Origin of the sequence: Sporosarcina sp. FSL K6-3508 (assembly GCF_038615825.1) — a bacterium.
Taxonomy (GTDB): domain Bacteria; phylum Bacillota; class Bacilli; order Bacillales_A; family Planococcaceae; genus Sporosarcina; species Sporosarcina newyorkensis.
On the sequence record NZ_CP152016.1, the window covers coordinates 1,396,348 to 1,409,071 of the forward strand.

Sequence of the window (12,724 nt, forward strand, 5' to 3'; positions counted from 1 at the left end):
TGGGGTAAGGAGAGTAGATTTCATGTATTCTGTTGACGCAGTAATTGTCGGCGGCGGTCCGTGTGGCTTATCCGCAGCAATCGAATTACAAAAAATAGGGTTGTCCGTAATTGTCATTGAAAAAGGAAATATCGTTCATTCCATTTACAATTATCCGACCCACCAAACATTCTTTAGTTCCAGCAGCAAATTATCGATCGGCGATATTCCATTCATTACGGCGATTGATAAACCAAAGCGAAATGATGCATTGGTGTACTATCGCACGGTGGCTCAACTTAAGAATTTGCGAATCAATAGCCACGAACGAGTAGAAAACGTTCAAAAGCAAGGGAACGGATTCATTGTCCAGACTGATAAAGCGACATATGAAGCTTCCTATGTAGTGGTGGCAACGGGTTATTACGATCAACCGAACAGTCTGAACGTCAAAGGTGAAGAGTTGCCGAACGTTTATCATTACTTTAAGGAGGCCCATCCTTATTTTAATAAAAATGTTGTTGTGATCGGCGGCAAGAATTCAGCCGTTGACGCGGCTTTGGAGTTGCAGCGAGCAGGGGCGCATGTTTCGGTTATTTATAGAAAAGACAGCTATTCAGCGAGTGTAAAACCATGGATTTTACCAGGGTTTGATAGTTTGGTGCGAAATGGACAAATTCAAATGTATTTTAATGCGTGTGTCACGGAGATTACGGAGACGGCTGTAACCGTCACTCAGCAAGGAAAGACGTTTGATTTGGCAAGTGATTACGTCTTTGCGATGATCGGTTATCATCCGGACCATCCTTTTTTACGCAGAATAGGTATACAAGTGGACGAAGCGTCAGGACGTCCGATTTTTAATGAAGAGACGATGGAAACGAATGTGGAAAACCTTTTTATCGCAGGTGTGATAGCTGCGGGCAATAATGCCAATGAAATATTTATCGAGAATGGCCGCTTTCACGGCGGGATGATTGCAGCAGCGATCAAACAACAGAACGAATGAGAAAGCCGCCGGACTGAAAAACGTCCGGCGGTTCTTTAGTAGGAGAACTATAATACTAGAGTGCTGCAAGTAGGTTTTGTGATACACTAGCGTCATGGGGAGGCGCCTATGTTTATTCTACTTACTGTCGCGATTGCGCCAGGGCTAGCACTTTTCAGTTACTTATATCTCCGAAAGCAAATCGCAAAAGAGCCATCGCGAACATTGTTTCATGCGTTTATGTATGGAGCTATTATGACTTTTCCGATTTTGTTCATTCAGCACGTTTTTGAAGAGGAACATGTATTTTCTAATGAATTTTTACGTAACGTTTTATTTACTAGTAGTTTAGAAGAGTTTTTCAAATGGATCATCATTTTTATCCTTGTATACAAAATCATTGATTTTGAGGATGCGTACGACGGAATTTTGTATGGCGCTAGTGTTTCGCTAGGTTTTGCCACCGTTGAAAATATTTTATATCTTCTTTCATTCGGACTGGACACAGCATTTATCCGTGCGTTGCTGCCCGTATCGAGTCATGCTTTATTTGGCGTTGTGATGGGCTATTATTTTGGTAAAGCCAAGTTTTCGACAGAATCCGAAAAAGGCAGATGGGTTTGGATTGCCTTTTTAGCTCCGTTCACGCTCCACGCATTCTATAATGCAATCTTGTTCTTATATGACTATTGGCTATATTTAATGATTCCTTTTATGCTGTTCCTTTGGTGGTTTGGTTTGACTCGTGTGAAATATGCCCATACATTTGCGATGCAACAATTTAGAAAGAAAATAAATGCAAAACCAGAAAATCCGTCTACTTAGGCGGATTTTTTATTTTTTATCATAAAATTTAAAGCATTGGACAAACTAGAACAAAGCAGAAAAATTTGGAGGTGGATGTTACATGAAGCGAGTTGCTGTACGCTTCCTATTTTTACTCATCGCCGGTGTAATGGTTCTTTCATTATTTGTCATTCAAACGGAAGCATTCAGTGCGCGTGACTTGGCAAAAGGTGCTAAAGGCGATGATGTTATTGAATTGCAAGCAAGGCTGCAGTACATCGGATTTTATCATGGTGAAATTGATGGCAACTTTGGTTATGGAACATACTGGGCATTACGGAACTTTCAAGAACAATATGGCATGCCGGTAGACGGTATTGTTGGTAAAAACGTCAAGAAGAAGTTGCAGGGAATCTCCGATTACGATGAGAAGTATGTCAAAGGGCAAATTGCAAAAGGGAATCAATTTACGTATTATGGCGGCCAGCCTTTAGAGGCGCAAGTCAAGAAAGGCAGCAAACCGCAGAAACAAATGCAGACACCTGCGAAATATTCGGATCAGGATATAAAGTTATTGGCCAATGCGGTTTATGGGGAAGCACGGGGGGAGCCTTATGAAGGGCAAGTTGCGGTGGCAGCTGTAATTTTGAATCGGATTGAACATGCTGATTTCCCAGATACCGTCGGGGGAGTTATTTTCCAACCAGGAGCCTTTACCGCTGTATCAGATGGACAAATTTGGCTGACCCCGAATGAAAGGGCAAAAGAAGCTGTCATCGATGCGATCAATGGCTGGGACCCATCTGAAAATGCGATTTATTATTTCAATCCAATTACAGCAACGAGTAAGTGGATCTGGTCACGACCGCAAATTAAGAAAATCGGACTGCACATATTTTGTAATTAAAGGAAAGGAGGGCGAGGCGACGATATGAAAAGAATGCTCTTTATTATGACCTATTCATTCATAGTACTCGGGATTTATGCCTTTGGTAAAACTCAAGAGACCGAGCAATTATCGGTGGCTTTAAATACACAGTATTCAAAAAGTATTTCGGACGCTTCACAAAAGCTAGGCGAACTTGAAGAATCGGTTAAAAAATCATTGCTGTTTGAAGACGAAAAAAGCTCAGCTAAAGAGCGAGAAGATGTTTGGCGACTGTCGTCGGATATCAAAGCTTCAATAGGTGCTCTTCCTGTGAATGAGAGCTTTTCAACTTCTTGGATGAACTATTTAGGCCGTCTCGGGAATTATGCGAAAGAATCTACGGAGCAGGGCAATAAAGATGATTATTATGCTGTCATGAAACGGGCTTCGGATAACTTGGATGAACTCTCAAGTGAGTGGCAAGTGGCTACTTCTGATTTATTATCAGGCGATATGACCATGCAGCATTGGGAGAATAAACTTGGCAGTAACGTCGAGGATGAAGGTAATTGGGGTAAAATGGGGGCATCCATCAAACAATACGGAGAAGCTGTATTTCCTTTGACGGCAAGTGAGTCGGATGCGCAAAAGAAAAAAGAATTACGTAATATTAAAGACCATAAAATTACAGAAGATGAGGCAATCGAACGATTTAAAAAGCTTTTACCTGAAGTCTCGAATGATGTAATTGCTGCAGAGAAAAGCAGAAAAGGAGCACCCTATCCTTTTTATCACATTCGTTTTTCCGAAAATTCATCAATCGGATATATTGACATCACCCAAAAAGGCGGACATATCTTATCGTATTTGGTAGAACGTCGAATGGGAAAACCAACAAAGTCATTTGAGGAATTAAAGAAAATGGCTTCGGAGTTCCTAGATAAGGCGGATTACAAAGACGTTGTATTGGAGGAGTCCAGGGAAAATGATGTGGCATGGCATTTTGTTTTCGTCAGGGTAAATCCAGATAACAATGCAAAAGTATTTTCCGATCCGATCCATATTAAAATGGCGAAGGATAATGGGGAAGTATTAGGTATGGATACATCTGAATATATTCGTAAAGAAACACTAAAGCCGCAACCCATCCGGGACGTGAATTGGAAAGAGTTTTTCCGAACGGGCGTAAAGGTAATGGAAGAAGAGCTTGCATATGTTGAAAATCAGCAATTAGAGCAACGTTTGACTCATTATCTTACAGTCGTTTCCAATGATAAAAAACCAGAGACCTATAAAATTGTAGTGGATACGGACACATTAGAAGTAATTAAAACCGAAAAACAATAAGAAATAGATTGGAAAACTCTTCACCGCGTGACATAATAGTATCAAAAGTAACTATTGGCAGGTGGAGAGATGAAGTTAACAATTGGTACGGTGTTGACGATTGAGAAGGATTACACAGAGGAATCCGAGAAGTTTAAATCCCGTGTTGTAGATATCGAAGAAGATCACACTCATTTTATGATGGACTATCCAATTAGTATGGAGACAGGGAAAACGGCTTTCTTTATTGATGGCACCCAGTTATTGATCACATTTGTTGATGACCTCAAAATGTCCTATGCATTTCGTACCGAAATTCACAGCAGGATGAATCGAACAATTCCGATGTTAAAACTGAAATATCCTGGAGATAAAGAACTGATCAAGATTCAGAGGCGTGAATTTGTCCGGGTCGAGACATCATTGGATGTAGCCTTACAAGCTGATTCAGAATCGTTGCAATTGGTTTCATCCGACTTGAGTGCAGGCGGGTTGGCAGTCAATATGAAAAATCATGAGTATTTCCCCCAACAAACAGAGTTGGATTTGATGATTGTACTTCATTTTTCCAAAAATGAAATCAAATATATTTCCTGCAAGGCGAAGGTCGTAAGAAATTGGGAGCAGGACACTCGCCGGCTAAGCTCTTTAAAGTTTGAAGAAATTGATGAAAAAGATCGCCAGCATATCATTCGGTATTGTTTTGAACGTCAATTAGAGTTGCGTAATTCTTAAGGAAAAGTCTATCTTCAAAAGACTTTTCCTTTTTGCATATGGTACAATAAAGGCGAAAATGGAGGGGTTTTTAGCATGACTGGTGGAATGAGAATTGCAATCGACGGACCTGCGGCAGCCGGTAAAAGTACAATTGCTAAATTAGTGGCGAGAAAATTAGGATACACTTATATCGATACAGGAGCGATGTATCGGGCCATCACGTATAAAGTACTTCAAAATGCCGTGGATCCACATGATGAAGAAGCCATCGCTCAACTTGTGGGACAAGCAGAAATTGAGTTGCAACAAGGTGAGCAAGCGCAAAAGGTAATTTTGGACGGTCGCGATGTGACGGAGGTCATTCGTTCACATGAAGTGACTTCCCAAGTTTCCGCAATTGCGGCACTTACGTCAGTTCGTCAACTTTTAATGAAAAAACAACAGAACTTAGCAAAAGATTCATCTGTCGTAATGGACGGCAGGGATATCGGCACGTCTGTGCTGCCAGATGCGGAATTGAAGATCTTCATGACGGCATCCGTGGAAGAAAGAGCAGAGAGACGTTTATTAGAAGAAAAGCAACGGGGCAATACAGTGGATTATGAAACATTGAAAGGAGAAATATCAGCGCGAGACAAGGCAGATAGCGAACGCGAAATTTCTCCATTAAAAAAAGCGGAAGATGCGATTATAATTGACACAACGGGGAAAACAATAGAAGAAGTGACAAATAGTATCGTTGAATATGCCGAAAAGAGGTTAGCTCGATGAACTTATATCCTTTAGGCAAATTTTTGATCAGTACGATTTGTTATCCACTTTATCGAATTAAAGTAATTGGCAAAGAAAAATTCCCTAAAGAAGGCGGGGTGCTTTTATGCACCAATCATATAGATAATCTTGATCCGCCTGTAGTCGGAATCACTTGCCCGAGAACGGTTCATTTCATGGCGAAAGAAGAACTGTTCAAAAAGCCGATTCTCAAGTCCGTTCTGCCGCAAGTACAAGCGTATCCAGTGAAAAGAGGCATGAGCGACCGTGACGCCTTCCGGACGACGATCAAATTACTTCGTGATGGGAAAGTTGTCGGCCTATTTCCTGAAGGTACAAGAAGCAAGACAGGGGAGCTCGGTAAGGGGTTAGCGGGAGCAGGTTTCTTTGCCTTAAAAGGAGGCGAAGCAAAAGTAGTACCTTGTGCAATCATCGGACCGTATAAAGCTTTTTCACAACTGAAAGTCGTTTATGGCGATGCAATTGATATGACGCCTTTTCGCGAAAGAAAAGCTTCTGCTGAAGAAGTGACAGAAGCGATTATGGCAGAGATCTCCAAGTTGATAGCGCAACACAAATAAAAGAATAAGTGCAATTTTTTGTTTTTAAGTGTAGATTCGAATACTATAGAGATAAGATTCATTATGGAGGAGGACTACATATGACTGAAGAGATGAATATGGATGAAGTAAAAGAATACCGTGAAGGTGATCATGTAACAGGTGTAGTTACAAAGGTTGAAGAAAAATCGGTAACTGTTGAAATCGCAGGCGCTCCATTTGATGGCGTCATTCCGATCAGTGAACTCTCAAGCTTGCATATTGAAAAAGCAGCCGATGCAGTCGAGGTCGGTGATGAATTGAAGTTAGCGATTACAAAAGTTGAGGACGATGCATATGTTTTATCGAAGCGCCAAGTAGACGCGGAAAACGCATGGGATTCATTAAAAGAACAATTTGAGAACGGTGAAATCATCGAAACAGAAGTAAAAGACGTAGTGAAAGGCGGACTTGTCGTAGACTTGGGAGTTCGTGGATTTATCCCGGCTTCACTAGTTGAAGATCATTTCGTTGAATCATTCGAAGATTATAAAGGACGTACGATGACATTTAAAATTGTGGAGATGGATCAAGAAAAAAATCGATTGATTCTATCACATCGCGCGGTCGTCCAAGAACAAAACGATAAGAAAAAAGAAGAAGCACTTTCGTCGATCCAAGAAGGCGATGTTTTAGACGGTACTGTACAACGGATCGCTTCATTCGGAGCTTTTGTTGATATTGGCGGCGTAGATGGCCTTGTCCATATTTCACAAATTTCCCATGGACATATCGAAAGTGTCTCCGATGTCTTGAAAGAAGGAGACGAAATTAAGGTAAGGGTCTTGTCTGTAGATCGCGATGCTGAACGTGTATCTCTATCCATCAAGGACACGCTGCCTGGACCTTGGGAAAATGTCGCTGAAAAAGCACCGATCGGTTCTGTATTAGAAGGAACAGTAAAGCGTCTAGTGGCATATGGTGCATTCGTGGAAATCTTCCCGGGTGTCGAAGGACTTGTCCACATTTCAAGGATTGCACATACGCATATTGGTACACCTCACGAAGTGCTTGAAGAGGGGCAGACGGTTCAGGTGAAAGTACTCGATGTCAATCCAGAAGAGAAACGAATTTCATTAAGCATCAAAGATCTTTTGGAAAAAGAGGACGATCCTCGCGAAGAGAACTTCAGCTATGAAATGCCTGAAGAAACAACCGGCTTTTCATTCGGAGATGTCATCGGCGATCAGCTAAAGAAATTCAAAGAATAATATTATCAGTGATGAGTCGATTGTGATCAACTAACAACAACTTAATTACTATGTACGATGAGAATGATGATGCTTTCATATGCATCATCATTCTTTTTGTGTATAATATTCAAAGATAGGTCGGAAGGGTGTAATGAAACAAATGAAAAAACCAACAGTAGCAATCGTAGGGAGACCGAACGTCGGGAAGTCGACAATTTTCAATCGCATCGTAGGCGAACGGATCTCCATAGTGGAAGATGTGTCCGGCGTGACACGTGATCGCATATACAGCCCGGCGGATTGGCTGAATTATGAATTCAATTTAATCGATACGGGCGGAATTGACATCGGTGACGAACCATTGCTGGAACAGATCCGTGCTCAAGCTGAAATCGCCATCGATGAAGCGGACGTCATCATCTTTTTGACGAACGGGAGAGACGGCGTAACCGATGCGGATGAACAAGTAGCCAGAATGCTTTATAAAACAAAAAAGCCGATTGTCTTGGCAGTTAATAAAGTGGATAATCCGGAAATGAAAGAAATGATTTATGATTTCTACTCACTTGGTTTTGGAGAACCGTATCCGATATCCGGTTCGCACGGGCTAGGTCTGGGTGATTTATTGGACGCGGTCGCTGAAAGCTTTAAGGAAATGGATCTTGAAGAGGAAGATGAAGACACAATCCGTTTTTGCTTGATAGGACGGCCGAATGTCGGAAAATCGTCACTAGTTAACGCGCTTCTCGGCGAAGACCGCGTAATAGTCAGTGATATTGCTGGTACAACAACTGATGCGATCGACTCTGTTAAAGAAGTGGATGGACAACTCTTCAAGATAATCGATACTGCCGGTATGCGTAAAAAAGGTAAAGTGTATGAAAACATGGAGAAATACAGTGTGCTCCGCGCATTGAAGGCTATTGATCGATCTGATGTCGTCTTAATCGTCCTTAACGCGGAAGAAGGAATTCGTGAGCAGGATAAGCGGGTTGCAGGATACGCTGAAGAGGCCGGCAAAGGTGTCTTGTTCGTTGTGAACAAATGGGACACATTGGAGAAAGACGATAAGACGATGAATAATTTTATCGACGATATCAGGGATCAGTTCCGTTTCTTGGATTATGCACCGATTCTTTTTGTGTCAGCTAAAACAAAGCAAAGAGTGCATACATTATTCTCCAATATTCAAATGATTAGTGAAAATCATGCATTGCGCATCCAGTCGAGTGTCTTAAATGAAGTAATCGAAGATGCTGTAGCGAGAAACCCTGCGCCTGCTGATAAAGGGAAACGTTTGCGGATCTATTACGCGACACAAGTTGCCGTCAAGCCGCCGACTTTTGTTGTATTCGTCAACGAACCATCGCTTATGCACTTTTCTTATGAACGTTTCTTGCAAAATAGATTGCGGGAAGCTTTTGGCTTTGAAGGTACGCCGATTCGCTTGATCACGAGAGCAAGAAGCTAAGTACTAGATAAGAAAGGGTTGGGGTAATGGAAAACGTCTCTATAATAGGAGCAGGAAGCTGGGGAACAGCTCTTGGATTCGTACTCGCTGAAAATGGGCATGACAGCTTGATTTGGACAAGACGTGCTGAGCAAGCGGATGAAATCAACCAACAGCATTCGAACAGTCAATATCTGCCTGATGTGAAGCTGCCCGAAAATCTTACATCCACTAGTGAACTGGACAAGGCGGTGCAGCATGCGAATATAATCGTCCTTGCTGTTCCGACAGTTGCCATGCGTCAAACGTGCAAAAAAATTCAAGCTGTACTTAAAACTCCTACAATTTTTGTTCACGTCTCAAAAGGTATTGAACCAGATTCCTTAAAACGGATTTCGGAAATTATTGAAGAAGAAGTGGATGAATCGCTTCGCTCTGCAATTGTCGTATTATCAGGTCCGAGCCATGCGGAGGAAGTAGTGCTCCGTCATCCAACGACTGTGACAGCCGCTTCATCCAATATGGAGGCGGCAGAGCGTGTACAGGATTTATTCATGAACAATTATTTCCGAGTCTATACCAATGCTGACGTAGTGGGTGTTGAGCTTGGCGGTGCGTTGAAGAACGTCATTGCGTTGGCTGCAGGAATATCGGATGGTCTGGGTTATGGCGACAATGCCAAAGCCGCACTTATTACACGAGGCTTGGCTGAAATTACGAGATTGGGTGTTAAGATGGGAGCGGAACAACAAACGTTCTCAGGTTTGACAGGTCTCGGTGATCTTGTCGTAACGTGCACGAGTGTCCACTCACGAAATTGGAAGGCGGGCAATCGCCTTGGCAAGGGACAGTCACTGGAGAAGGTGACGGATGAAATGGGAATGGTGATAGAAGGCGTGCGCACAACAAAAGCTGCCTATCAGCTGGCAGACCATTTCGACACGACCATGCCGTTGACGGAAGCTTTGTACTCGATTTTATTTGGAGGCATTCCACCGAAGCAAGCAGTCGACCAATTGATGAGCCGCGGGAAGAAACAAGAAATCGATATGTTCTTTGGCGGTATATAAATAGTAGGAAGGTGACAATTTTGTCCTCGTTAGATAAAATGTGGCTATCTTTTTACGCGATGGGTTTTATGGCGATTTCAATGGGCTTGATCTATACAAGTCGTTATAAATTGAAAAATCGCGTACTTAAAATCTTGTTTGCCATTATAGCCTATGTATTATTAATTACTTCGTTCTTTGCGATGGTCTATTTAGTATTCAATGGACCTACTGGAGGAGCATAAAATATGAATAGAAAAGTAATCGTATTAACTGTCATGTTGTGTGTTGGATTGCTGTTGTCGGGCTGTATATCACGTACACCTGAAGAAAAACAAGTAAGTGAAACGCCATATCCTGACCAGTTGGAAACAGTTCAAAAAGCAGTGGATAGTTACCAAGAACAAGCAGGTGGTCTATTGCCGATCAAAACGCGAGACATGGAAACCGATCAATATATCAAATATCCAATAGAGTTTTCAAAAATCGTACCGGATTTCACTGAAAAAATTCCATCCAATGCTTTCGAAAACGGTGGAATCTTTCAGTATGTCCTTACAGACGTTGAAGAAAACCCGACTGTGAAACTTGTAGACCTCCGAATAGCAGAGAAATTACGTGATTTGAATTTGCGGAAATTCATCAATGGCGAACTGCCATTTTTAGACCCGGTAGGCGAGTTTGTCTATGAAGTGGACTTTAAGAAAATGGGTTTCAAAGAACCTTTAACTGTAGAAAGCCCATACTCTAACGCTCACCTGCCAATTGTCGTAGCAGGAGACGGCCATTTCTACGTGGACTACTCTATAGATTTGAATAAGATTCTTACGGAAGAAAAACCTGAAGTCGAGCAAGGAACGGACATCCGCTACCTGCTTTCCGAAACCTCAGCCATTCTACCAGCCTACTCATTGCCATATACTGTGAACGAAGACAATGAGCCGGTATTTATGAAGAAATAATTTTTTTGTTTTGCTGGAAGTTGTTCAACTGATCGCAGTGAAAGTTTTGTTTTTGTATCAATTTGCAGAACGGACTATCTAGTTGATTGGAGTGGAGGGCGGCGACTCCTGCGGGATTAGCGTGACAGGTGAGACCCTGGACTGTGCGAAAGCCGTAGCGAAGGACGGCTTTTGCGGGTAAAAGCGAAGCGTTAGGAGCACACGCTCTTAGAAGGAAGCGGCTCACCGCACGTCCCGCGGAAAGCGTCCGCCCTCAACGGAAATCAATGGTGCCCCCACACTCAGTCATAAATAGCTAGATATTGAAAAACGTTTCATGCTTTATTATGCATGAAACGTTTTTCTGTTTCATAAACTACTATGCGGAGAAAAAGGAGGGCGAAAGATGAAAGAAGAATTATATGAAAATCTTGCTAGAAGAACAGACGGTGATATTTATATAGGTGTGGTAGGCCCTGTGCGTGTAGGTAAATCCACCTTTGTCAAACGAGTCATGGAAGAAGTCGTTATTCCGAATATGACCGATGCAAACGACCGTATACGCGCGCAAGACGAGTTGCCTCAGAGTTCCCCTGGCCCGGTGATCATGACGGCAGAACCGAAGTTTGTGCCCGCTCAAGGCACAAACGTATCAATTGGAGAAGGAGAACTGGCATTTCAGATTCGACTAGCGGATTGCGTAGGCTATGTAATCGACGGCGTCAAAGGCTATGAAGACGAGGAAGGACCGAAATATGTTCATACCCCTTGGCACAATGAACCGATCCCGTTCGAAGAGGCGGCAAGGATCGGCACAGACAAAGTCATCCGGGATCATTCAACGATCGGAATATTGCTGACAACGGATGGTACCGTTAATAATATTTCTCGCTCTGCTGCGGAAGTCGCGGAGAATGAAATCGTCTCTAAGCTGCAGGAAATTGGTAAACCGTTCGTCATTGTATTGAACTCAAAAATGCCTGCGCATGAGCGTGCACTGGATTTAAAACAGCAACTGCATGAAAAATATGGCGTTCCTGTCATTGCGATCAGTGCTGATCAATTGAACGCTGCGGAAATTCAGCTGATCTTAAAAGAAGCACTGTATGAGTTTCCGATCACTGATATTGAACTGCAACGTCCGGACTGGATGGAAGAGCTGGGGGATGATCACAAACTGAATGCTCGAATCGACCATGTCATCAATGATGGTTTCCTGGGTGTTTCAAAAATACGTAAAGTACAGGAGATTGCTGAATTATTGCAAGAAGAGGAGTTTGTACGGCAGGCTGACGTCGTAGAAGTCGATGCAGGTAAAGGAAAAGCGATCGTTAATATAGATATGGATGAACGTGCTTATATTGCCGTATGTGAAGAGTTTATGGGTAAAGAGATGCGATCCAAAAAAGATTGGCTCGTCTTCATAAAAGAAGCCGTGAAAGCCAAGAAGTCCTATGATATGTATGCGGAAGCGATTGATACAGCAAAGCAGTCGGGCTATGGTGTTGCCCTCCCTACGATCGCAGACTTCCAGCCGACACCGCCAGAGCTGATCAAACAAGATACATTCTATGGTGTCCGAATGAAAGCGAAGGCGCCTTCGCTGCATATAATACGAATCGATATGGAAGCTGAATTTTCTCCGTTGATCGGTTCGGAATTCCATAGTCATCACTTACTTAAAGAATTGAAAAATGCTTATTTACATGATCGGGATGCTCTATGGGAAACACAGTTGTTTGGAACCCCGCTGCATGAAGTGATGAAAGAAAGTATTCGTTTCAAGACCGCAGCGGTCCCGGACAAAGCTAGAAAACGACTGAGAGAAACAATTGAACAAATGGTGAATGACGGCAATAAAGGCATGATCACATTTATCGTCTAATGAATCAATTACGCCTCAGTGAGGAAGTGTCCAGATTTCGAATCGAACCTGTTCGTATAACTCTTTTCGAAATCTGTGACGTTCAATTCCAAGCGCCCGTCTCTCGGGTCACTTCGGGAAAGTCTCCAGTGCCTGTCAAGACTAATCAGGGCTTTCCACTTTTGACGACATT

At 42.6% G+C, this 12,724-nt stretch carries 13 protein-coding genes; all 13 read left to right on the plus strand.

The features are described 5' to 3' along the window. Positions 1 to 22 precede the first annotated feature (22 nt). The 13 genes from MKX97_RS06500 (at position 23) to spoIVA (ending at position 12,552) form a co-directional block, all read left to right on the plus strand. Entirely contained in the window at positions 23 to 988 is a 966-nt protein-coding gene (locus tag MKX97_RS06500) for a YpdA family putative bacillithiol disulfide reductase (RefSeq protein WP_078816456.1), read from the plus strand. Between the two features lie 108 nt (positions 989 to 1,096). After that, complete coding sequence (gene prsW / locus MKX97_RS06505; RefSeq protein WP_078816457.1) at positions 1,097 to 1,792, plus strand: glutamic-type intramembrane protease PrsW; 696 nt, start codon at positions 1,097 to 1,099, stop codon at positions 1,790 to 1,792. Positions 1,793 to 1,874: 82 nt separating this feature from the next. Next, positions 1,875 to 2,660 carry a spore cortex-lytic enzyme gene (gene sleB / locus MKX97_RS06510; RefSeq protein ID WP_139365914.1) on the plus strand — a complete coding sequence of 262 codons (786 nt, stop codon included), beginning with the start codon at positions 1,875 to 1,877 and terminating at the stop codon, positions 2,658 to 2,660. Between the two features lie 24 nt (positions 2,661 to 2,684). Further along, positions 2,685 to 3,968, plus strand: coding sequence for a PepSY1/2 domain-containing protein (locus MKX97_RS06515; protein ID WP_340758617.1), 1,284 nt, complete (start codon positions 2,685 to 2,687; stop codon positions 3,966 to 3,968). 69 nt (positions 3,969 to 4,037) lie between these two features. After that, positions 4,038 to 4,682, plus strand: coding sequence for a flagellar brake domain-containing protein (locus MKX97_RS06520; RefSeq protein WP_221836772.1), 645 nt, complete (start codon positions 4,038 to 4,040; stop codon positions 4,680 to 4,682). A 75-nt stretch (positions 4,683 to 4,757) separates the two neighbouring features. After that, positions 4,758 to 5,435, plus strand: coding sequence for a (d)CMP kinase (gene cmk, locus MKX97_RS06525; RefSeq protein WP_078816460.1), 678 nt, complete (start codon positions 4,758 to 4,760; stop codon positions 5,433 to 5,435). Then, positions 5,432 to 6,016, plus strand: a complete 585-nt coding sequence (locus tag MKX97_RS06530; protein WP_078816461.1) for a lysophospholipid acyltransferase family protein — start codon at positions 5,432 to 5,434, stop codon at positions 6,014 to 6,016. The genes cmk and MKX97_RS06530 overlap by 4 nt, the downstream gene beginning before the upstream one ends. Before the next feature lie 80 nt (positions 6,017 to 6,096). After that, a complete protein-coding gene (gene rpsA / locus MKX97_RS06535; RefSeq protein WP_078816462.1) occupies positions 6,097 to 7,245 on the plus strand; it encodes a 30S ribosomal protein S1 in 1,149 nt (382 codons plus the stop codon). A 142-nt stretch (positions 7,246 to 7,387) separates the two neighbouring features. Then, on the plus strand, positions 7,388 to 8,698 hold the full coding sequence (der, locus tag MKX97_RS06540) for a ribosome biogenesis GTPase Der (protein ID WP_340758620.1): 1,311 nt from the start codon (positions 7,388 to 7,390) through the stop codon (positions 8,696 to 8,698). 26 nt (positions 8,699 to 8,724) lie between these two features. Beyond that, positions 8,725 to 9,747 carry an NAD(P)H-dependent glycerol-3-phosphate dehydrogenase gene (locus tag MKX97_RS06545; protein WP_340758621.1) on the plus strand — a complete coding sequence of 341 codons (1,023 nt, stop codon included), beginning with the start codon at positions 8,725 to 8,727 and terminating at the stop codon, positions 9,745 to 9,747. A 20-nt stretch (positions 9,748 to 9,767) separates the two neighbouring features. After that, complete coding sequence (locus tag MKX97_RS06550; protein WP_040758180.1) at positions 9,768 to 9,971, plus strand: DUF2768 domain-containing protein; 204 nt, start codon at positions 9,768 to 9,770, stop codon at positions 9,969 to 9,971. A gap of 3 nt (positions 9,972 to 9,974) precedes the next feature. Further along, positions 9,975 to 10,688, plus strand: coding sequence for a hypothetical protein (locus tag MKX97_RS06555; protein WP_078816463.1), 714 nt, complete (start codon positions 9,975 to 9,977; stop codon positions 10,686 to 10,688). Between the two features lie 385 nt (positions 10,689 to 11,073). Beyond that, positions 11,074 to 12,552 carry a stage IV sporulation protein A gene (gene spoIVA / locus MKX97_RS06560; RefSeq protein ID WP_009497147.1) on the plus strand — a complete coding sequence of 493 codons (1,479 nt, stop codon included), beginning with the start codon at positions 11,074 to 11,076 and terminating at the stop codon, positions 12,550 to 12,552. Positions 12,553 to 12,724 lie beyond the last annotated feature (172 nt).